The sequence below is a fragment of the Streptomyces cynarae genome, from assembly GCF_025642135.1.
Lineage (GTDB): Bacteria > Actinomycetota > Actinomycetes > Streptomycetales > Streptomycetaceae > Streptomyces > Streptomyces cynarae.
The window spans coordinates 213,878-235,696 of sequence record NZ_CP106793.1 but is presented as its reverse complement, the minus strand read 5'-3'; the positions used below and the strand labels follow the sequence as shown (position 1 = coordinate 235,696).

Annotated in this window: 18 protein-coding genes and 1 pseudogene; 13 read left to right on the top strand and 6 right to left on the bottom strand. The window is 69.4% G+C overall.

The window, feature by feature from the left end:
- The first annotated feature begins 18 nt into the window (after positions 1–18).
- From N8I84_RS01295 to N8I84_RS01280, 4 genes are all read left to right on the top strand, one after another.
- Complete coding sequence (locus tag N8I84_RS01295) at positions 19–972, top strand: hypothetical protein (protein WP_263227487.1); 954 nt, start codon at positions 19–21, stop codon at positions 970–972.
- A complete protein-coding gene (locus N8I84_RS01290; RefSeq protein ID WP_263227485.1) occupies positions 969–1,658 on the top strand; it encodes an aspartate/glutamate racemase family protein in 690 nt (229 codons plus the stop codon). The genes N8I84_RS01295 and N8I84_RS01290 overlap by 4 nt, the downstream gene beginning before the upstream one ends.
- A gap of 112 nt (positions 1,659–1,770) precedes the next feature.
- Positions 1,771–2,286, top strand: coding sequence for a four-carbon acid sugar kinase family protein (locus N8I84_RS01285; protein ID WP_263227483.1), 516 nt, complete (start codon positions 1,771–1,773; stop codon positions 2,284–2,286).
- A 17-nt stretch (positions 2,287–2,303) separates the two neighbouring features.
- A complete protein-coding gene (locus N8I84_RS01280) occupies positions 2,304–4,043 on the top strand; it encodes a glycoside hydrolase family 13 protein (protein WP_263227482.1) in 1,740 nt (579 codons plus the stop codon).
- Positions 4,044–4,615: 572 nt separating this feature from the next.
- Here N8I84_RS01280 and N8I84_RS01275 read toward each other — a convergent pair.
- The gene (locus tag N8I84_RS01275) at positions 4,616–5,059 is read right to left on the bottom strand and encodes an NUDIX domain-containing protein (RefSeq protein WP_263227480.1); all 444 of its coding nucleotides are present in this window, start codon (positions 5,057–5,059) and stop codon (positions 4,616–4,618) included.
- A 979-nt stretch (positions 5,060–6,038) separates the two neighbouring features.
- Between N8I84_RS01275 and N8I84_RS01270 the strand changes: the two genes are divergently transcribed.
- The 4 genes from N8I84_RS01270 (at position 6,039) to N8I84_RS01255 (ending at position 9,448) form a co-directional block, all read left to right on the top strand.
- Positions 6,039–6,644, top strand: coding sequence for an ATP-binding cassette domain-containing protein (locus N8I84_RS01270; RefSeq protein ID WP_263227479.1), 606 nt, complete (start codon positions 6,039–6,041; stop codon positions 6,642–6,644).
- Complete coding sequence (locus tag N8I84_RS01265; RefSeq protein ID WP_263227478.1) at positions 6,641–7,495, top strand: ABC transporter permease; 855 nt, start codon at positions 6,641–6,643, stop codon at positions 7,493–7,495. The genes N8I84_RS01270 and N8I84_RS01265 overlap by 4 nt, the downstream gene beginning before the upstream one ends.
- Before the next feature lie 114 nt (positions 7,496–7,609).
- The gene (locus N8I84_RS01260) at positions 7,610–8,722 is read left to right on the top strand and encodes a terpene synthase family protein (RefSeq protein WP_263227477.1); all 1,113 of its coding nucleotides are present in this window, start codon (positions 7,610–7,612) and stop codon (positions 8,720–8,722) included.
- A 234-nt stretch (positions 8,723–8,956) separates the two neighbouring features.
- Complete coding sequence (locus N8I84_RS01255) at positions 8,957–9,448, top strand: hypothetical protein (protein ID WP_263227476.1); 492 nt, start codon at positions 8,957–8,959, stop codon at positions 9,446–9,448.
- Here the strand turns inward: N8I84_RS01255 and N8I84_RS01250 are convergent.
- From N8I84_RS01250 to N8I84_RS01235, 4 genes and pseudogenes are all read right to left on the bottom strand, one after another.
- Positions 9,441–9,608, bottom strand: a pseudogene (locus N8I84_RS01250) (IS110 family transposase); the annotation flags it as partial. The gene N8I84_RS01255 and the pseudogene N8I84_RS01250 overlap by 8 nt on opposite strands.
- Before the next feature lie 34 nt (positions 9,609–9,642).
- On the bottom strand, positions 9,643–10,779 hold the full coding sequence (locus N8I84_RS01245; protein WP_263227475.1) for a caspase family protein: 1,137 nt from the start codon (positions 10,777–10,779) through the stop codon (positions 9,643–9,645).
- Positions 10,763–11,170, bottom strand: a complete 408-nt coding sequence (locus N8I84_RS01240) for an effector-associated constant component EACC1 (RefSeq protein WP_263227473.1) — start codon at positions 11,168–11,170, stop codon at positions 10,763–10,765. Before N8I84_RS01240 ends, N8I84_RS01245 begins: the two co-directional genes overlap by 17 nt.
- Positions 11,167–12,522, bottom strand: coding sequence for a serine/threonine-protein kinase (locus tag N8I84_RS01235; RefSeq protein ID WP_263227471.1), 1,356 nt, complete (start codon positions 12,520–12,522; stop codon positions 11,167–11,169). The genes N8I84_RS01240 and N8I84_RS01235 overlap by 4 nt, the downstream gene beginning before the upstream one ends.
- Positions 12,523–13,223: 701 nt before the next feature.
- Here N8I84_RS01235 and N8I84_RS01230 point away from each other — a divergent pair.
- Positions 13,224–14,246 (top strand): LLM class flavin-dependent oxidoreductase, encoded by a 1,023-nt coding sequence (locus N8I84_RS01230; protein WP_263227470.1) that lies wholly within the window; start codon positions 13,224–13,226, stop codon positions 14,244–14,246.
- Between the two features lie 894 nt (positions 14,247–15,140).
- On the opposite strand, the gene N8I84_RS42635 is transcribed toward N8I84_RS01230, so the two are convergent.
- Positions 15,141–15,368, bottom strand: a complete 228-nt coding sequence (locus N8I84_RS42635) for an integrase core domain-containing protein (RefSeq protein WP_313884339.1) — start codon at positions 15,366–15,368, stop codon at positions 15,141–15,143.
- Positions 15,369–16,987: 1,619 nt separating this feature from the next.
- Here N8I84_RS42635 and N8I84_RS01220 point away from each other — a divergent pair.
- From N8I84_RS01220 to N8I84_RS01205, 4 genes are all read left to right on the top strand, one after another.
- Positions 16,988–17,287, top strand: a complete 300-nt coding sequence (locus tag N8I84_RS01220) for a plastocyanin/azurin family copper-binding protein (protein WP_263227468.1) — start codon at positions 16,988–16,990, stop codon at positions 17,285–17,287.
- Between the two features lie 535 nt (positions 17,288–17,822).
- Positions 17,823–18,854 (top strand): DUF1611 domain-containing protein, encoded by a 1,032-nt coding sequence (locus tag N8I84_RS01215; protein ID WP_263227466.1) that lies wholly within the window; start codon positions 17,823–17,825, stop codon positions 18,852–18,854.
- The gene (locus tag N8I84_RS01210; protein WP_263227464.1) at positions 18,851–20,026 is read left to right on the top strand and encodes a hypothetical protein; all 1,176 of its coding nucleotides are present in this window, start codon (positions 18,851–18,853) and stop codon (positions 20,024–20,026) included. Before N8I84_RS01215 ends, N8I84_RS01210 begins: the two co-directional genes overlap by 4 nt.
- Positions 20,023–21,798, top strand: a complete 1,776-nt coding sequence (locus tag N8I84_RS01205) for an ABC transporter ATP-binding protein (RefSeq protein WP_263227462.1) — start codon at positions 20,023–20,025, stop codon at positions 21,796–21,798. The genes N8I84_RS01210 and N8I84_RS01205 overlap by 4 nt, the downstream gene beginning before the upstream one ends.
- Positions 21,799–21,819 lie beyond the last annotated feature (21 nt).

The window sequence follows — 21,819 nt, the reverse complement described above, 5'->3', positions numbered from 1 at the left end:
CCCCATGGAGTATTCACCGTGTCCATCGTCCAGCCCGTCCCACTGCTGGCCTCGGGATCGCTCGCGCCGGCCGCCCTCGCCCGGCCGTCCGGCACCTTCGCCATGGTCGCCATGGACCAGCGCGAGTCGCTGCGCGCCATGATGAGTCGTCACTCAGCCGGTGATCGCGTGACCAACGAGGCCATGGTCGCCTTCAAACTGTCCGTCGCCCGCGAACTCGCCCCGCTCGCCTCAGCGTTCCTCATCGACCGCCAGTACGGCTACGACCGGGTCGTGGCCGACCGACTGCTCCCCGCAGACTGCGCCCTCGTCCTCGCCGCGGACGTACTCGACCAGCCGGGCGGCGTCGTCGCCGACACCGACCTGGACGAGCAGGTCGATCCGCAGCAGGCCCGCGCCGACGGAGTCGCCGCCCTCAAGCTGCTCGTCGTGTGGCGGCGCGACGCGCGCCGAGAGCAGCGCATCGAACTGGCCGCCCGGTTCGTCGACCGCTGCCGCGAGGCGGGCCTGGCATCCGTACTCGAACCCGTGACCCGCCCCACGCCCGAGGAGGAGGCCGCAGGCACCTTCGACCTGAACGACTCCATCGTCGAGGCGGCCGCCGAACTGGCCCCTCTCGGACCGTCGTTGTACAAGTGCCAGGTGCCCGATCGCGGCATCGGCTCGATCTCCCACCTCGCACGGCAGGCCGAGCGTATCGACGCGGTGGTCGACTGCCCCTGGGTGGTGCTCTCCCAGGGCGTCGACCCGCAGGCGTTCCTACACGCCGTGGAGGCCGTCTGCCGGGCCGGGGCCTCCGGCTTCCTGGCGGGCAGGGCCCTGTGGACCGACGCCCTCGCCGACGCCGACCCGCTGCCCGTGCTGCGAGGCGCTTCCGCCCCCCGACTACGGGAACTCGGGGACGTCGTCGACCGCTACGGCCGCCCCTGGCAGCACGCGCGAGCCGCCGAGGCGCCGGGAGGTGCGGCATGACGGCCACCACCCACCAGCCCAAGGTGTGCGTGCTGCACACCGTCACCGCCCTGCCGGCCGTCTTCGCCGCCCTCCTCCGGCAGGAAGCCCCCGGCGTCGACGCCTACCACGTGGTGGACGAAAGCCTGCTCGCCGACACCGTCGCCCACGGCATGCTGCCCCGCACGGTTCGCCGCCTGGCCGCCTACGCCGCCCTCGCCGAGGAAGCGGGCGCCTGCGCCGTCCTGGTGACCTGCTCCTCCATCGGCGGCGCCGCCGAACTCGCCCGTCCGCACGTCGGCATCCCCGTCCTGCGCGTGGACGAGCCCATGGCACGGCAGGCCGTGCACGCCGGCCGCCGCATAGCCGTCCTCGCCACCCTGCCCTCCACACTCGGCCCCACCGAGGACCTGATCCGGCGCACGGCCGCGCAGGAGGGCGCCGACGTCGAACTGACCACCTCCGTGTGCCCCGGAGCGTACGAGGCGCGCAGCGCGGGCGACACGGCGGAGCACGACCGCCTGATCGCCGCCGAGGCCGAACGGCTCGCCGCCCGGGCCGACGTCCTGGTCCTCGCGCAGGCCTCCATGGCACAGGCGGTCGGCAGCCTGCCCTCGGACCGCCTCACCGTCCCCGTGCTCACCTCCCCGCGGTCGGGCGCCGCCCAACTCGCCACCCTGCCCGCCGCGCAGGCAGCCGCCCGATGAGCGGGCACCGTGACCACCCCGTCTGGGAGTGCATCGCCGACGACTTCACCGGCGGCACCGACATCGCCGCCGCCCTGGTCGCCGCCGGTTTCCGCACCACCCCACCGTCGGCGTGCCCGAGCGGCCCTTCCCGCACGAGCACGACGCCGACGCCGTCGTGCCGGCCCCGAAGTCCCGCACCGCGCCCCGGCAGGAGGCCATCACCGCCTCCCTCGCCGCCTTGCACCACCTGATCGCCCTCGGCTGCGAGCGCGTGTGGTTCAAGTACTGCTCCACCTTCGACTCCGTCCCTCAGGGCAACATCGGACCCGTCACCGAGGCACTGCTGGACGCGCTCGGAGAACGGTGCACCGTGCTGTGCGCGGCCTGCCCGGACAACGGCCGTACCGTCTACCGGGGCCACCTGTTCGTCGACGACACGCTGCCGTCGGACTCGGCCATGCGGCACCACCCGCTCACCCCGATGACCGACTCCGACGTGCGCCGCACCCTCGCCGCCCATAGCACCCAGCCGGTCGATGCGCGTCGGCCGCACTCCGCTGATCCCCTACGCGGCGCCCGGCGACCGGGCCCTGGCCGCCCATGTTCGCGCCGTCTCACGAACTACTGGATCTCGTCCACGACTTGACAAGGCAGGTCCCCAGCATGCCCACGCCCCCGGCTCCCGCGGCAGGCGCACCCGACACGTCCGCTGCACCCGACGCCGAACCCTGGTGGCGGCACGCCGTCATCTACCAGATCTACGTCCGTAGCTTCGCTGACTCCGACGGCGACGGCGTCGGCGACCTGCCCGGTGCCACGTCCAGGCTGGCGCACATCGCCGCCCTCGGGGCCGACGCCGTCTGGCTGACCCCCTTCTACCGCTCCCCGATGGCCGACGGCGGCTACGACATCGCCGATCACCGGGACGTGGACCCGGTCTTCGGCACCCTCACCGACGCCGACGACCTCGTCGCCGAGGCACACCGCCTCGGCCTGCGCGTCATCTTCGACGTCGTCCCCAATCACACGTCCGACCAGCACCCGTGGTTCCGCGAGGCGCTGGCCTCGGCCCCTGGCTCTCCGGAACGCGCCCGATACATCTTCCGTGACGGCAAGGGCCCTGGCGGCTCCTTGCCGCCCAGCGACTGGCAGTCCGTCTTCGGCGGCAGTGCCTGGCAGCGTGCCCCTGATGGCCAGTGGTACCTGCACCTGTTCGCCCCCGAGCAGCCCGACCTCGACTGGCGCCACCCCGAGGTCCGAGCCGACTTCTACTCGATCCTGCAGTTCTGGCTCGACCGCGGAGTCGACGGCTTTCGCATCGACGTCGCCCACGGCATGGCCAAGGACCTCGCCGATCCCTTGCGCGACCTCGGCCCCGTCCAGGTGCACCACGGCATCGTGGGCGCCGGCGCAAACGGCAGCCATCCTCTGTGGGACCGCGACGAGGTGCACGACATCCTGCGCAGCTGGCGTGCCCTGCTCGACACGTATGAGCCGCCGCGCGCAGCGGTGGCCGAGTCCTGGGCCGAGGGTCCCCGCCGACTCCTGTACACCCGGCCAGACGAACTTCACCAAGCATTCAACTTCGACTTTCTGCAGGCCCCATGGGAGGCGGCCGGACTACGCCGGGTCGTCGACGCTTCCCTCGCCGCTGCCCATGCCGTCGGGGCGGCGCCGACCTGGGTGCTCTCCAACCACGACGTGATCCGCCACGCCTCCCGGCTGGCCCTGCCGCCGGAGACGGACCCGAACGCCTGGCTGGGAAGCGGCGGCACGCAGCCGCCGGTGGACTCGGCGACTGCGCAGCGCAGGGCCCGGGCCGCGGCGCTGCTCCTGCTGGCTCTGCCCGGCGCCGCGTACCTCTACCAGGGCGAGGAGCTGGGCCTGCCCGAGGTCGGCGACCTGCCCGACGACGTACTGCAGGACCCGGTGTGGGTGCGCTCGAGGGGGGTCAGGAAGGGGAGGGACGGCTGCCGCGTCCCCATCCCGTGGCAGCGGTCCGGCCCCTCCCTGGGCTTCAGCTCGGCCGCGCCCTGGCTGCCGCAACCCGCGGACTGGTCGGAACGGTCGGTGGCCGCACAGAGCGACGACCCTGATTCGGTGCTCAGCCTGTACCGGACGGCCCTGAGTCTGCGCCGGCGCTACGGCGGCGACGGCGAACTGGCCTGGCTGCAGCCCGACTCGGCGGCCGAGGCCCTCGCCTTCCGGCGGGACACCGGCCTGGTGTGTACCGTGAACCTGGGCAGCAAGGCACTACCCCTGCCGAAGGGCGATGTCCTCCTCGCCAGCGGCCACCTGGACAAGGACCAGTCAGGCCGACAGATGATCCCGGCCGACACGGCTGTTTGGCTCCTGTCCCAGCCGGCAGACCGGACCCGCCAGCGGGAAGGATGTGCACGGTGAGGCGCGGTTCTGCGGCACCCGGGCAAGCGATTCATGTGGCACTGGTGGCCAACGCTGCTTGCCCACGCGTACGGGCCTTACGAGATCTGAGCAGCAAGAAGGGCCCGGCACTGGCCGGGATCCAGGAGGTTTCGAAAGCTAGACCCGGTGGTCCAGCGTACGCAGGCCAGGTCCGCACACCCAGTGCGCCACGGGCCCGCTTTTTTACATCTTGGCGCACGTCGACGCTCCGCTTATCGGACGAGGCCAGGGTGCAACCGGCGCGCCGGGGAGGACCTCACCCCGAACTCCCGGTGGAGGGGAAGGGGGGGAGTCGGAGCCGGGAAGGCCGCTGAGAGCGGCTGACGTCCGCGGAGCCAGGCCAGGGGGCGCAAGGAAACGCTCAGTGGCGTGGCTGCGTAGGTCAGAACGGACGTGCGGCAATTCCTGCCCCAGGAGTAGGTCCGCCCCCGTTCGGCCCATGCGAGGCGCTCTGCCCACTCGCTGTCCGTGAGATCTCCCCTGCTGAGCATGGCCAGAACAACGAATGGCCGGCCGAAGAGGCAACCCTGGTGGTGGCACAGTGGCGGCGCTCATGCCCTCAGGCGATTCAGCCAGGCGTCCTGGCCATCCGCCAAAGGGAAGGCCAGGGGCAGCGGCTCGAAACGGCAATGGAACGTCATGCCGTTGTCCCGCCCCACGCCCGTCACACAGTGGTCCCACGCATCGGGGACATCTGCGTCGCCGTCTACCTCCAGTTCGAAGAACGTGGTGTGACGTGGAAAGCGCCGGATCGGGTGCGGGGTGTGCTCCTCCGCGATCGGACGCAGCACCCGAACGCATGTCAGCCCGCTCTCCTCTGCGACTTCCCGCAACACTGCCTCTTCCAGTGGCTCCTCCGGAGCCACACCCCCCGCGGGGACGTGCGTGCCGGGCGGTAAGTCCGCGTCGTGATCGAACACGAGCAACTCCAACCGTCCCGCGCGCCGGCGCAGCACGTAGGCAGCAACCCGGATACGCAACGTCAACTCACGCATCTCCGCAGCGTAGATGTTGCATCCCCTCGTTCACGAGAGATCACCCAAGATCGAGGAGACAGCTCCTAGTGGGCATGCCTTCGGCTGAGCGACCCCCGCCGCAGGTTCGGGTGATCTTGCCTGACGGGTGGGAACTGCGGGGCCGGCTGCACGCCCGGGGCAGTTTGCCAAGGCCGGGTGGTTGTACTGGGTGGGGCTGCCCATGTGGGCCGACGATCCCGCCACCGAGACCGTCGAGCCGCGCGAGTACCGGGTCTGGCTCACCCCTCGCCAGGCGCGGCCCATCGACGGCGTCCGGTACGACGCCGTCCCCACCTGCCCGCTGCGCCGCGACGAGCCGACCCCGCACGCATCCGACCGGTGGGCCTGGAAGATCCAGCGGGTCCCGGGCGTGGGCGGCCACCGGGGGCGCTCGTCGTGCACGTGCGGGACTGCGAGGAGGCACCACAAGAGGAGGAGCTCGACGTGCACGCGGCCATGGAGGTGCTGCGCCGTCCCGGTGCCGTGGCCCACTGAGTGCGGGCGTCCAGCGACTCCTTCGAACTCTGCCTAGTGGATGAGCGTTGGCGACCTTACCGGCTGCAGTGACGAGCATGATCGGCCGGACAGGCCCTCACACCGAGGAGGGCACGATGCGGAGTTTCCAGGCGGGGGAGACGGTCGTGCGGCGCGACGTGCACCGCTCCGGCCGGTGATCCCGGCTGGGGATCAAGAGGCCAGGACCTCCCACGACTCGCGTACGACGCGCTCATGGTGGTGCTGGGCAGGAATCGCCTCGTAGAGGTCCTGGGCGCGGCGGACCAAGCCCGGTGCGGTAGTTGTCCGGTAGCGCGGCCAGGGCGCCGATCGAACTATGCGGGCCTCCGTTTCACCGTTTCGGGCGGTTTGGCGCCGAGGTCACGTACCTAGCCGCTTCCGTGCCATCGAATTGGCGGATGACATGGCGACAGTATTTACTGGTTGGGCTGGGGGCGGCGCGGTGAAGGTAAGGGGGGTGCATCACGCATACCGTCGGCGGGTGGTCCTGTGGGGTGTCGACTTGGACATCGGGCCCGGTGTGCTGGCAGGGATCGTCGGCGAGAACGGCGCGGGCAAGACGACCCTCTTGAAGATCCTTGCCGGCGAACTGCGAGCGGATCGCGGCGTGGTTCGTCATCGGGGGCGTTTCGGCTACTGCCCGCAGGAGGTGGTCCTCAACGACGCCCTCACCGTCCGGCAGCATCTGGAGTTCTTCAAGACGGCCTTCGGGCTGGCCGACCTGCGTCGTGCCGAGAAGGTCATGGAGGCTCTGCAGTTCTCCCAGTACGCCGAGGTGCGCGCCGGGGCGCTCAGCGGCGGGACCCAGCAGAAGCTGAACCTCACGCTGGCGCTGATGCATGATCCGCAGGTTCTGCTGCTGGACGAGCCCTACCAGGGTTTCGACTGGGACACCTACCAGCGGTTCTGGGAACTGGCCGCCCAGCTGCGCGACGCCGGCCGTTCCGTCCTGGTGGTCTCCCACCTGGCCTACGACAGCGAGTGCCTCGATGAACTGTGGCGCCTGGAGGCCGGCGCGCTGCGCCGGGAGACGGCGGCAGCGGCATGAGGAGAAGCCTGAGCCTGTTCACCACAGCCACCCGGTACGACCTGATCGAGCATGCCCGTAACCGGTTCGCCATGCTGCTGGTCGTCTTCTTCATTCCCACCTGGGTCGGCTTGGTCTACCTCACCATCCCCGACAGGGCGACCCCGTTCCAACTGGCCGCCACGGGAGAGAGGCTGGCGCCGGCCGGTAACGAGCTGACGCAGATCACAGGTGCCCTCAACGCCGTCACCCTGGTCGCCGGGTTCATGATGTTCGCCGCCACCTTCACCGGCGGGCGCTTCGACCGACGCCTGGCCATGGCCGGCTACCCCCGCACTCATCTCGTCCTGGCCAAGGCCGCCTCTTTGGTCCTGGCGTCCGCCGCCCTGGCCGCTTACGCCACTGCCGTCATGTGCATCGCCTGGGCGCCGAAGCAGCCCTACCTGCTCGCCGCCGCGCTGTTCTGCGCCGCGCTGACCTACGGAGCCATGGGCCTGGTCCTGGGGTCCCTGCTGCGCCGCGAGGTCGAGGGCATGTTCGCCCTGGTGATGACCAGCGTCATCGACGTCGCCCTGCAGAACCCCATGGTGAGCGCCGGCGCCGACAACCCGCTGACACGCTTGCTGCCCACCTACGGCTCCGTCCAAGCCGCCACCGCGGCCGGCTTCTCCACCACCTCCGTGCCCGCCTACCTCGCTCTGCAGCTGCTGTGGTTCGCCGCCACCGCACTCCTGGGCCTCTTTGCCTTCCACCACCGCACCCGCAACGCCCTGCCCCGACCAGGCCGCCCCGTGACTGCGGAACCAGCTGCGCCCCTTGAAGCTCAGCCGGCATCAGCTGCCGGCCAGAACTCCGCACCGGCCCCGCCGTAACCGCGGCGTCCGCCGCACTCACCCGGCGGGCGGAACCAGCACTCGCCGGCCGATCGCAGTAAGCACGCATTCCGTCCCTCACCCTCGGGACTCCGCACCGACGAAGGAGCACGCATGAGCAGCAGCACAACGGAAGTGGGCCGGTCCGTGATTCCGGCTCAGCAGGGTAGTACGCCGCGCTTTTACTACCCCTCGCCGATGCCGGAGGTCTCCCACGTCCCTACAGACGTCGCGGCCCAGGTCCAAGCGTGGAAGGAGGCATTCGACTTCTTTCCCGAGGAGTCGGGCCCCGCAGCCCAGCAATCCCGCGGAACCGTCCTGGCCTGGTGCCTCGGAAGGTTCTCCACCCAGGAGACCAGCAAGGCAGTCCTTCACGGCATCGGCTGCATGATTGAGTGGGCGCTCATCATCGACGACGAGGTGCTCGATCACGCGGACGCGCCCAGCCGGCGCAGCGAAATCATCCGCCTCGTAGGCCAGATCACGCATGTTCTGGAATCTCCGGGATACCGCGTGACAGAAAACGACAACCCTTATGTCGCCGCAGTACACGACGTGATGGAGCAGCTGCGCGCGGAGTGCACACCGACACAGGTGGCCCGCCTGAGCACCGGACTCCGGTGCTTGCTCACCAGCGGCGTGCACAAGCTTCACCTGGACGAACCCACCGAAGACGAGTACCTCGCCATGCGCATCCATGACATCGGCAGCTCCGTGTATGCCGCATGGATCGGGATGTGCGGACCTGCCCCCATCCCGGACGAGGAATGGAACGCACCGGCAGTCCAGGCCCTGATCATGTGCACAACTCTGCTCGTCGCAGTGGAAAACGATGTCGCCTCCTTCCACAAGGAGAAAGCGGAAGGCCAGACTTCCCCGAATTTCGTGGGCGTCCTGCAAGCGGCTTGTGGGCTTTCCTTCGACCAGGCCGTCGCCGCTGCGATCGAGACGCGAGACCGCCTGATGCTTCTCTTTCTCCGCCTGCGCGAGCGCCTGACGCCCTCGGCGGAACCGCCTCTGCAGTATCTCATCGAGCGACTCGGTCACTTCATCGTCTCCAACACCGAAGCCAACCTGTGCGCGCCGCGCTACAACCCGTCACCCGCACAACGCATGGCTCTGGAAGACGTCGTCAAGACCCCCGCCTGCTGGGCACCCTCGCTGTCGACCATGGACACCAGCCCTCTGCCCTACCCGAGCATCTCCTGGTGGTGGGACCACTGCTGAAGGCCCTTGCCCAGACGGCAGGACACCGCAACCCGTACGCGATTCCTCCTCCGGACCGGGCTCGCGGCCACGGCCGAGGTCGGGATCCGCAGCCGCGAGCGCAAGGCGCTGCTCAGGCTGTTGACGGCTCCGACGGTGCCGGACCGTGCGCCGCGGGTTCTGGGGGAGTGCCCCTATGGGTTTCGTCGAGGAAATCGGGGTGCGTTGTGTTGGCGGTGAGGTCAGCATGGCTTGGTGTCTGAGCTGCTGTGGGATGACGTGAAGGACTTCTTCGACCTTGAGTGGGAGGGGTCTCTTCCGGATGTGTGGATCGCTGGGACTGGGGTTGAGGACTGGCAGGCGGTCTTCGATCTGATCGGTGCGAGTGGCTGGCGGAGTGAGTACTCCGAGGGCGGTGTAGTCATGCCGCTGCCGCGTGCTGAAGAGGTGCTGTCGCGGCCTGCTGAAGCCGAGTGCGCGGATCTGCGGGTCTGGCCGGTGCAGGATGTGTTGGCGATCTTTCGCTTGGAGTCGGCTGACGAGATCGGTTTCGACGTGGATCTGCGTGAGTTGCAGGGGCAGGAGCGGCTGGACGTGCTGTGTGGGCTTCTTCGTGCGATCGGGCATCGATTGGGCAAGCCGGTGGTGATGACGCCCGAGGGCGACTGGGAGCGAAGCCACCCGGTGCTTGGGTTCGATGTCCAGTCCGACGAGGTGCTATTGCTGGCGAAGCCGCAGGTCAGCTGACTGTTGCGGCCAAGCGCACTTCGTAGAAGGTGCCGTCGCGGAGCGTGGCGAGGAGGACGTCGGCCCGGCGTCGCGCGAGGCGGAGCAATGCCTGGGTGTGGTGCTTTCCTTGGGCGATCTTCTTGTCGTGGTAGGCCCGGAATGCCGCGTCGCCAAGTGCTGTGGGGTTGCCTGCGAGGTTCGGTGTGCTGCGTTCAGGCTGGGCTGCCTCGTTCCGCGATGTCCACGGCGTGCTTGAGCACCTCGCAGGCTTGCAGATGATTTCCTGATTCCTGAAGCAAGTCGGCCAACCGCCTGCACACCAGGATGGCTTCCGGGCCGTACACCTTGTGCACCTGCTGGAACGCGAGCTCCAGGACCTCGATGGCCTCCTTGACCTGCCCCGTCTCGGCAAGCAGCTCGGACAGTTCCAGCTGTACAGCGAGTAGGTCACCGCGCGCCCCGCCGGTCTGCTCCTGCAGCGCGAGCCTGAGAACGGTCAGTGCGTCGCGGACGTTGCCGTCGGCGCGCAGCAGGCGGGCGAGCGCGAGGCCGGTGGCGACCACGGCGGCGCGCACGTCGGCGGCCAGCACGGGCCCGGCGGGCGTGTGCCGACTGGCGCGTGCCTTGTTGCGAGCCAGCGGGAGCCGTCCCACGCCGTTTTCCTGGGAGCGCTGGGGCAGCGGGCGGTTCTTCGCACGTAGGCGCTCTTCGAGGACGCGGTAGAGCGTGTCCAGGTCGATCAGCTCGGGGCCGTCCCGGACGCCTTGCCGAAGGACGTCCAGCAGTTCCCCAGTGAAGGCGGTGTAGCGCTCACCGTCGGGCGCGAGAGCGAGGCGGTCGCGGGGAGAGGCGGTGAGCACGTAGGCGCCGTCCACGGCGGCCTGGGCGGCGAGGACGTCCCCGTCGCCGGCCAGGGCGCGGGCTGCGCGGCCGCTGAAGCAGCAGTCGAGGACGACGATCTTGCGCCGTGCGCGGGCGGCCCGCAGCGCGGCCCGCAGATGCTGGTAGGCGACGGCGGTGTAGCCCAGGTGTTCGCGAGTGTCGCCCAGGGCGAGGTACAGGTCGGCGGACTCGGTGTCTCGCATGCCGTGGCCGGCGAAGTACACGATCAGGGTGTCGGTGGCCTCGTCGCCCGCCTGGTACACCGGGTCCAGGATCGCCTGGGGGCTCAGCGGGTCGGTGACGACCGTGCAGTGCTGCACGGGCAGCCCCCACACCGTGGCGTCGCACAACTCTGCGGCAAGGTCCACCACACCGGCCTCAACCGCGGGCAGTTGGGGCAGGTGACGGTAGGAGGCGGTACCGATGAGCACGGCCCGCGAGCGCGCCGGATCAGGGAGTGCCGTCATCGCCTCCGGACTCCTCACTCCGCGGCGCCGGCAACGCGGCGGGGTGCCCGTCGAGCAAATCGACGAGCGCGCGCAGGGTCTCCTCGTCGTGCGCCGCCTGTGGGGCGAGGATCACCTCCACCTCGCCGCGGCGCAGGGTGATCGCCGGTGCGCGGTGCCGCGAGGTCTGCCACTGCAGGACGGATACGACGAGCGAGGCGGTGGACAGTCCGCTGCCGATGGCGAGCTGAAGCAGGTCGAAGCCGGTGCCCATGGCGCCGGAGCAGGGCGGTTCGCCACCGACGCGGCCGCGCACGTCGAGAGTTTCGTCCTCGTGGAGCCAGCGCAGCAAAGAGCGCAAGTCGTCCTCGGCTCCGGCGGCCGCCTCAATCCCCGCGACCAGGTCAGTCATCGTGTCTGTCCATTTCTCTCGTCTCTGTCCGTGCGCCCGCCGACATGCCTGTTCACCCGGGAGAGCAGTTCCAGCGCCTCCGCCCCGGCGCCTAGCCTGGCCAGGCACAGGGCCTGCCAGTACTGGCTGGTGAGAGTGGTCGGATGGTTGGGCCCGAGCGATGACAGGCATACCGGGACGACCACCGACAACATTTCCGCCGCTTCCTGCACCTTTCCGCGCAGCACCAGGTTGGCGGCCTCGCGCTGGCGGGACAGGGCACTCCGCGGGGTCATGCTGGCGAGGACGATGCGGCGAGTGGCATCGCTGAGGGTGGCAGGATGGAAGGGATCCGGCTCGGCCTCCCGGGCCCGGGGGGTGGTGTCGGCCTGTTCCCAGTCGTACTCGGGTAGTTCCTCGACGCGGGCTGAAGCGTCGCGGACCGCTTGCACCGCGCCGTCACGGACACTGCGGTTGAGCAGGCCAACCAGTGCTTCGGTGCCGCCTTCCGCTCCGTCTTCGAGAAGGTTGCGCGTCGCCTTGAGGTCCTGCGGGCGCCGGGCGGGATCCTTCTCGCACAACTCGTCGACCAGGCCCGTCAGCCATGGCGGGCCGGCCTCGGGGCGCCCGCCGAGCTGGGGGACGCCGTCACCCAGTGCCCGTTCCACGATGGCGCCGACCTCCGCAGCCCCGCCGAATGGCATCTCCCCAGTGATCATCAGGTACATGCAGGCGCCGAGGCCGTACCAGTCTGCCGCCGGCCCCGGAAGCGCCCCGCTGATGGCCTCGGGCGCCATGAACTGCGGGGTACCCACGACGACTCCGGTCCTGGTGATAGCCGCTTCGCCGGCCAGCCGCGCCAATCCGAAATCCTGCAGGACGATGCGTCCGTCCCGTGTGATGCCGACGTTGGAGGGCTTGAGGTCGCGGTGGAGCACACCAGCTTTGTGTGCCGCCATCAGGGCGTCGGCGACGCCGAGGGCAACGGCGCACACGGCTGCCGTGGGCAGCCGTCCTGCCGCCGACGTCAAGTCCGCCAGGCTCATGCCGTCGAGAAGCTGCATCACGAGGCACGGGGTTCCGGTCTCCACCAGGCTGTCGTACAGCGTCACGACTCCGGGATGGTCGATCCTGGCCAGCGCACGTGCCTCCCGCACGAAGCGGTCCCAGGCCTCGTTGTCCTCGCCGAGCCCCTCGACCGCCGTCAGCATTTTCACCGCGACCCGGCGGTCGAGCCGCGTGTCCTCCGCCTCGTAGACAACACCCATACCGCCGCGCCCGAGCGGTCGGAGAGGTCGGTAGCGCCCGGCGATGAGGGAGCGGCCGCCCAATAACTCTGCGCCGCCTGCGTTGTCCCGCTCACGCCCGTCCATGCCCCTCCCCGTGCCCCCGCTCATGGCCCGTACGTTACGACGTGCTGCAAGCCGTTGTCACTCAGTACACCTCGCATACCCCGGCCGCGGCGGCTACCTGGACTTCTCCGACACGGGCCAGCGAATGAGAGTCGAACTCGACCGCGTGCAGCACTGCTGGTGGATCGACTTGTTCGCCGCCAAGGCGTACGCAGGGAATCCGACCCAACGACGAAAACTCATTGGCTGGGCCACCTGACGTTCCCGAGGCTGAATTCCCGGCATTCCTGTGATACTTCCCTACGTTAAACACGCACGTCAGCCGGGGGTTGCGGCGCTAACTCCCGGGTCCATGACCTGCGGTTACTGCACGGCAACGACGTCCGTGCAGATTGCACTTCACCGCACGCGGGCCGTCGGAGAACGGCGAACGCGTTGGTGACGGCCAGGTGGGCGAGATGAAGCAGCACGAGTGCTCGCCCTGTCGCAACACCGGACAAGCCCGTGAGCTGCATGGACGACATTTCTCGGCAGGCGCAGGCGCAGGCGCAGTCCGGCCGACGCTCATGCGCAGGCTGGCCCGCACCTGTATGAAGCCGTCCGCTCTCGCCCATGAGGCCGCTGGTCGTCGGCGGCGGGTGGTCGGCACTCCGGCGCAGCCGACTTGATCACAACGTGCCGGCTCCGGGAATCAAAAGCGGTCGCCGGAGGCTGTGACACATGTGAAGAAGATAGGTTTCCTCTCGTTCGGCCACTGGTCGCCGAGTGCACACTCCAAGACCCGGTCCGCCGCCGACTTCCTGCACCAGTCCATCGATCTGGCGGTCGCGGCCGAGGAGCTCGGCGTGGACGGTGCGTACTTCCGCGTGCACCACTTCGCGCAGCAGGCGGCCAGCCCGTTCCCGCTGCTGTCGGCCATCGGTGCCCGGACCTCGAAGATCGAGATCGGCACCGGCGTGATCGACATGCGTTATGAGAACCCGCTGTACATGGCCGAGGATGCCGGTGCTGCCGACCTCATTTCCGGCGGCCGACTGCAGCTCGGCATCAGCCGGGGATCACCGGAACAGGTGATCGACGGCTGGCGTTACTTCGGTTACACCCCCGCCGAGGGCGAGACCGGCACGGACATGGCCCGCCGGCACACCGAGGCCTTCCTTGAGGTGCTCGAGGGCAGGGGCTTCGCGCAGCCGAACCCACGCCCGATGTTCCCCAACCCGCCGGGGCTGCTGCGCATCGAGCCGCACTCGGAGGGGCTGCGCGAGCGGATCTGGTGGGGCTCCGGGTCGAACGCGACGGCCGTCTGGGCCGCGAAGCTCGGGATGAACCTGCAGAGTTCCACGCTGAAGGACGACGAGACCGGCGAACCGTTGCATGTCCAGCAGCGCAAGCAGATCGAGGCGTACCGCGAGGCCTACAAGGACGCAGGACACGCGCGAGAGCCACGGGTGTCGGTCAGCCGCAGCATCTTCGCCCTGACCAACGACCTGGACAGGGCCTACTTCGGCCGCGACCGCAACTCGCGAGACCAGGTCGGCATGATCGACGACACGACCAGGGCGATCTTCGGACGCTCGTACGCCGCCGAGCCGGACGTGCTGGTGAAGCAGCTCCGGGAGGACGAGGCCATCGAGGCTGCGGACACCCTGCTGCTGACCATCCCGAACCAGCTCGGGGTCGACTACAACGTCCACGTGATGGAGAGCATCCTCACTCACGTGGGACCGGAGCTCGGCTGGCGCTGAGTGTCGTCTTCCGGCCTGCGCCCGGTGCGGGCCGGGGCCGCCACTGTGGTCGTCACGCCCCGGCGCGGCAGGTGGAGGTCCTCGTCACCGTATCGGGCCTGTGGAGTTGAAGGCATGGCTCATGGGGTATGCCGAAGCGGCGGCGGCACAGCGCGCCTCGTGGCCGCCAGACGCGTACCGGGCCCTCCTGGGCATGGCCACCCGCGCCGCCCCTGGGTCCAATCGGAGACGAGCAGACCTACATTGGTCTGCTCGCCCTGGGCGTCCTGAAGTTCCTCGGCATTCTCGTGTTGTGCTCGTCGTTGGGCGCATTCCTGCTCGCCGCACAATTCGGCCCCCTATCTCCCTTCGGAGCCGGCCCCTCCGGGTGGCCGTCGTTTCCCGGCCAGGTGCGGCCCCGGCGACGACGGTGGGCAGGACTCGTGTGCCATGCCCATGCATAGCCGTCCCGCAGGTGCCTCCAGACCCCGGCAGGGCGACTTGCCGGCTGAGGACGCATGTCTGCTGCGTGTCGGCAGCACGCAACACCACGTCGGCAAGATCCGCAGAGATCGCGGCGTCGGATTCATGGTTGAGGCCGCATTCTTCATGGATTGAGGCCGCATTCTACCGAGGCGAAAAACTCAACAGACGTCCCTGAGCAGCGGCCTCACTGCGTCACAAGTCGGAGCCGCCCCTGCGCGACCACGACCGTATCGTCAGTGGTCGATTCGCCCGCGGACACAACCACTGGCCATACGGTGACGAGGGCCTCGACCTTACGGTCGCGGTCCTCGTTGCGTGTTCGTAGGTGATGGTGATGCCCAGGGCGTCGTGGAGCGGGCCCTTCTTCTCGACGGCGGCGGTCTGGATGCGCTGTGCAATATCTCCAAGACTCTCGGTGATCTGCCGGATCTAATGGGGATCGGAGAGTCGTCGCTGCAGGTCAGGCCGCGTATCGGTACTCATTGACGACACCGCCGAGGATGCGGGTGCGTAGGAGCCTGCGGCCTTCGAGTTCGTGCACGGTGATGGGCTGCTGGTGGCGTTCGGAGGTCGTCGGTTGCGGGCCCGGTGGGGGCGGTGGTCGTTGTAGTGCCGCTCGTAGGCGGTCAAGACATGCCGGGCGTGGGCCTCGTTCAGGATAGGGACGTGGTCGAGGGCTTCGCGCCGGATTCTGCCGATTACCCGCTCGCAGTGGCGTTCATCCGAGGTGCTCGCGGCTCACTCTTGAGGATCTCCGTCTCCTCGGCCTCGAAGGCGGCGTCGGAGGACTAGCCGTATTTGCCGTCGCGGTTATGCAGCAGGAAGTACTGGGACTCCATGCGCGAGTCGAGGTCGGCGGGCAAGGTTCCGCGCTTGCTGCACCGTCCACTCACGGGTTGGGTTTGCGGTGACGCCGGCGATGTGCAGGCGTCGGGCGCCGTGTTCGAGGAACCCCAGCGCGTAGAGCCTGCGTCCGAGGGCACTGTCGAGGTGGAAGAAGTCCACGGCGATGATGCTGCGATGGGGTGCCCGAGTCGGGCCAGTCCGCCCTGGATCCGCCTGTGTCCCCACCTCGCGTTCTCTCGAGCGAGCTGCAGGATCGGCTTTTTGAGCGCTGCCCTGGTGGACGGGCGTCCGGTGCGGCCGCGTCGGGCGCTGTAGCCCCACTTCGCGGCGATGAACCTGCGGTGCCAGGCCGGCAGGGTACCGGGAGTGACCGCGAAGACCTCGCGCCAGCGGTGCCGGGGGTATCAGGCTGGAGAGTGCGGCCAGCCAGAACCGGTCGGCGGGCTCGTAGCGGACCGGGCCGGCGATCGGACGCCGTAGCACCGCATTCTCGTGGCGGAGGACAAGTAACTCGGCGCCCTTCGAGGTGTCGCGGCGCAGCAGCATCGCGGGGACGGACGGCAGCTTGCGGGCTACCTTGCACAGCATCGAGAGGACCACGGCGGACATGGTCCCAGCCGGGACCGCTCTACCGTCCCACCTGCGGCGATGACTTTACGAGCCCTACACGATCCGGCTCACTCGATGGACCGCGCTTCGGAAGACTTCACGACATAGGACAATCATTGCATACTGCGTGAATCTTCAAAATGTGACAAAAGATGCTTACGCACTGAACCGTGCGATCCCCGGCATCCGTGGAACCCGATAAGGACTGATCCCCGGGATCCCCCTCCCGTCCCACAAGGAGTGAGCCGAGATGACCGAGAGGATTCCGCCACCGTTCGGGGCCTCCCGCACCGTGCGGCCCATGCGCACGCGGCACGACCTCGTACTGCGGCTCCACGACGCGCTCCGCGGGGACGGCGGATTCGCCGTCCGCGTACTGTCGGGCCCCCTTGTCATCACGTACAGCGGCTACGCCGTGGCAACCGACGCTCCGGCATCCAGCTACCGGCGCACGCCACGTCCGTCGTGCTCAGCCATGCCGTCGGCATGCCGCTCAGTCGGCACCCCCCCATCCAGGCAGTCCGCGTACGGGAGCGCTGTGGCCGCGTAGGTCTGGAACCCATGGAAGTCATCGCCCCCGGGTCACGGCGCGGAACACCGAACGGATGGCCGCCCCCTCGCCCGGCCTCCACACGGGCCGATCAGTAGATGGCGTCGCCCATGCATCCGAATCCCCTTCGAGCACCTCGACGGTCCCTCGCGGCAGCCGGCCTGATCTTCGCCACTGCGAGCACGCCGGGGCTGCTCAGCGCCCGCGGCGAATCACCGCCTTCTCCTCTGCCGGTTCCGGCAGTGCCTCGAGCGCCCCGGCGGTGCCCGGCATGAGCATGCAGGCAAGCTCTCCGGCCGCAAGGGCACCGGTGACCGGGACCGCGGTGACGACCCAGAACCTCGCGTTCGCGCCGGCCGGCCTGAAGACCAAGACGGGTGCGACGGTGACCTGGACCAACAAGGACACCGACACCCACACCGTAACCAGCTCCGGATCGGGCGGGTCCTTGCACCCAGCGCCACTGACGACCGGCGCCACCTACCGTTACGCGTTCACCGAAGTCAGCGCCTATGCTTGCTTTTGCACCATTCATCCCTTCATGGCCTGGACCGTGGAGGTGACCCCATGAACCAGCGCCACGGCAGGCAGGGCGAGTCGAAGGGCGCCGCCCTCGATCAGTCAGCGCAACGTGGCATGACACAGCGTCAATTCATCAGGCGCACCGGGCAACGTCACCTTCTACGCCACCACCGCGCTCCCTCGCCGGGAGCGGCTACATCCATGCCCAGCTCTACCGGAGCGGGTATCGCTGCATCCACGTCGTCGGCGCCCTGTTCCCGCTCCAGGCGAGCGCCCCCTCCGCGGTCGCCGCCCTGATGCTGTTCGCGGCGCCGGTGCTGCGCGGGGCCGCGGCTGCCGGTGTGGCGCTCGGTGCTCTCGCCGGGTTCGCCGTCTCCCGCACGATCGGTGTGTTCGGGTTCACCGAACACGGTCTGCAGCCCGCCCCCAGGCCTGCTCAGCGTCCTGCTGGAGACCGGCACTCTGCTGTTTGTCGCAGTTCGGCAGGCAGCCACGACGGCCTGTCGTCCCATAGCCCCCAACGTCCCGTAGATCCAGCGAAGGGCTCCTCGTCCGTCGAGGCTGAGAGCCTGTCAGGAGTACCGATGAAAGAGCTGTTCACCGCGAAGTGGAGCCACGTCACGCGCACAGTGCCTGATGCGGGGCAATGCCGACTCGGCGTACCGTCCGTGCCGCGACGCCTCGGCGACCTGGTGGTGACTCAGGTCACCAAGGTTGGAGCTCACGAGCATCTGGAGGACGCACACGGCCGCAGACTGAAGCTCCACAGGGGCGATCTACTGGTGGGCGCTTGCGGCAACCGGTATGCAACCGACGTCTACGAGGGCTACCACCGGCACGGCCCGAAGGCGCACTTGCTTACCGCGGGCGGGGTGATCGGCGTCGCCGTCTCCTGGCACACCGGCTGCCCGCCGCCGACCGAGCTCGATGTCCTCGGACCGCTGACGGATGGCCACGGGCGTCCCTTGTCACTGGAGCACTTCGCACGGCCGCGGCCGCCGTCCAAGCCGCAGTCGCAGCCGCCCGCGCAACCGCCGACGGTAGCGGTCGTCGGCTCGTCGATGAACTCGGGGAAGACCACCACAGCGGCCGGGTTGATCAGCGGCTGGACGCGCGCAGGCCTGGTCGCCGGAGCGGCGAAGGTCACCGGCTCCGGCAGCGGCAAGGACCGCTGGGCCTACATCGACGCCGGTGCCCGGCATGTCGTGGACTTCCTCGACTTCGGGATGTCCTCGACCTTCGGCTATCCGCCCGAACGGCTGCTGAGGACCATGGGGGCGATGCGCGACGCGCTCGGCCGCGACGGTGCCGAAGCGATCGTGCTGGAGATCGCCGACGGCCTGCTGCAGGAGGAGTCGCGCCGACTGGTCGGCCAACTGCCGGCCATCTGCCGTGGGGCGGTACTCGCGGTGGGTGATGCGCTCGCCGCACGCGCCGGGGTCGATCTGCTTGATGCGGTCGCGGTGCCGGTGCTGGCGGTCAGCGGGCTGATCACGGCAAGCCCGCTGGCGTCCCGGGAGGCGGAGGCGGCCACCGGTCTGCCGGTGCTCTCGCCCAGCCAGCTGGCCGGCGGCGCGGCTGTGGACCTGCTCGCCGAGAGGATACCCGCGACATGATGAGGGTCACCGCCTATCTGACGCGTCACCATATCGATTCGGACCGTCCTGCCGGACCGGGACAGCTGGCCGAAGTCGATCTCGACGCCACCGTGACCGGGCCCGCCGAGCTGAGGTTGGCCGGACTGACGGTACGGGACGAGCGCGGCGGCGACCTCTTCCGTGCAGCTGGTGAGCACGCGTACCTCTTCGACCCGGCGGAGGGCGGCGGTCCGCTTGCCGGAACGGAGGACCAGTACCAGGCCCGTGGCTTCGGGGTGACCAACACTGCGTACCACGCTGCTCGCGTCCTGAACCTTGCCGCGCGGCTGCTCGACCGGCCGCTGCCGCACCTGGTGATCCGGATCGGCCCGCACTCCGTACCGGGCCGGGGCTGGGGCGGAGGGCACTACCGGTTGCCCGGAGAGGCATCACCACCGGAGCCCGAGCCGCCGGCCCGGTCGGGCGAGATCCATCTGGGCACCGGTCGCAGCTTCATCGAGCGTCCTGATCCCGGGTGTTCCCGCTACTTCCACGCGCCCGCCCACAACCCGGCGATCATCTGCCACGAGGTCGGCCATCACATCTGCCACCACACCGCCGACTTCCGGGCGAACCGGCTGCGCCCGCCGCTCGACCAGCACAACGGCAAGGTCGCTCTCGATGAGGGCACGGCCGATTTCCTCACCGCCGTCCTCCTCGGCACCCCTGACATCTACGGCTGGCACCGCGGCCGCATCCCACCGTGGGACCCGCGTCGCCGACGGCTCGACGCTCGCTGGACCACCGCCTGCCTGTGCCCGGGCGGCGGCCGGGCACACACCAACGGCACCGTATGGGCGTCCGCCTTGTGGACCGCGCACGAGCGCGTACGACAGGCCGGCGGTACCGGCATCGTGAGCGCCCTGCTCACCGCGATGACCCGATTCGGCAGCCGCGGGGCCGATGTGGCCAAGGAACAGCAACGGCGGAAACACTTCTCCGAGTTGCTGCGCGATCTGCTCGTCGCCGATCCGGCCATCGCCCCGGTCGTTGCAGGCGCGATGGCCGACCACGGCATCCTCCCCTACGGCCGCAACCGGGAACTGCGGTGGCAGATGCAGGCCCGAGCCGGATCACCGGACGCGCAGACGCCGGCGCGTGGGACGTCGGAGGCCGGGCAGTGGCCGGGGACGGCGGCGGTCCGGCCATGACCCGCACCCGGGGTATACGGCGCGCGGACCAGCGACAGGTCCTGTGGCGGTTCCGCGGCTACGGCCTGCCGTACCTGGGCACGCTCTTCCTCGGCCTGGGCCTGCGGATCTGCGAGATGGCCGCCGACCTCGCCGCGCCGTGGCCGATCGCGGCCGTGGTCGACCGGGTCCTCGGCATGGCCTCTGCGCACAACCCGCTCGCCCACCTGATCGGCATCTTCGGCGCCGGAAAAGCGACGATGCTCGCCACCGCGGCCGGGGCGGTCATACTGATCGCGGCCGTCTCCGGCGTGTTCGACTACGTCGGCGACCGAGTGATGAACGGCGTCGGCGAACGAATGAGCGTGGCGATCCGCACCGACGCCTACGGCCATCTGCAGCGGCTACCGATGAGCTATCACGACCGGCAGGCTGTTGGCGAGTCGACCAGCCGGATCATCACCGACTGTGCCCGCATCAAGGACAGCCTGGTCGCCCTGTTCGCGACGCTCCTCCCCGCCATGCTCTCGGTCGTCAGCTTCGCCATCGCACTCCTATGGCTGGACTGGCGGTTCGGCCTGATCGGCATCGGCTGTATCCCGCTCGTCTACGTGATCGGGGCACACAACCGCAGGCTCGGCCACCAGACGGCACGCCGTGAACGCGAGGCCGAGGGCCGGCTTGCCGCACAGGTCACCCAAACCCTGCACGGCATCCGCACGGTGCACTCCTTCGGCCGCCAGGATCTGCACGACCACCACTTCGCGGTGGAGAGCGAGGGCGCGCTACAGGCCGGGCTGGCAACGACCCGGGTACAGGCGCTCCGGGTACCACTGCTGGAGCTGGCGACGGCCGGCGGCACCGCGCTGCTGGTGTGGATCGGCGGATCGGGGGTGCTGAACCACTGGTGGAGCGTCGGCCAGCTGGTGGTCGCGATCAGCTACCTCAACAGCATGGTCTCGCCGATCAAGTCGCTCTCCCGTCTGTCCGTCACCTTCGCCCAGGGTCAGGCCTCTGGTGAGCGCGTCCTGGCCATCCTGGACGAGCCGCGCAGCCCGGCGCGGAGCGAGGCCGGGCTGCCCGTTCGAACGGCCGGGCGGATCGACTTCCGGCGCGTGTCGATGGCCTACGGGCCCCGGCAGGCGCTGCGCGACCTGGACCTGACCGTCCTTCCCGGCGAACGGGTCGCGCTGACCGGCCCGAACGGCGCCGGCAAATCCACCTCACTCGCTCTGATCGCGGGCCTGTATCCGCCCACCCTGGGTTCGGTGGCGATCGACGGCCGTGCGACCACCGAACTCCCGGAGTCGTGGCTGCACCGGCAGGTCTCGGTCGTACTCCAGGACACCTACCTGTTCCCCGGCACCCTGGCCGAGAACATCCGCTACGGGCGACCGGACGCTGACGACGCCGATGTGGCCACGGTGGCCCGGGCCGCGCTCGTCACCGACTTCGCGCAGCACCTTCCGGACGGTCTGGCCACCCGGATCGGTGACCGCGGGACCGGCCTGTCGGGTGGCCAGCGCCAGCGGGTGGGGATCGCCCGCGCGCTGCTTGCCGACGCGCCCATCGTCCTGCTGGACGAACCGACGTCCGGCCTCGACGCGGACGCCGAGCGGCTGGTGATCGGTGCCCTGCGGCGGCTGGTCGTCGGCCGCACGGTGGTCATGACCACACACCGCCCTGCACTGCTGGACGTGGCGACCCGCACGGTCCGGCTCACTGCGACGCCGCCTACGTCAGGACGTCGGGACGAGCTCCCGCGCCGGACGGCCGTCCGCATTTTCGGCTAGTACTCCGGTGTGACTTCGCGA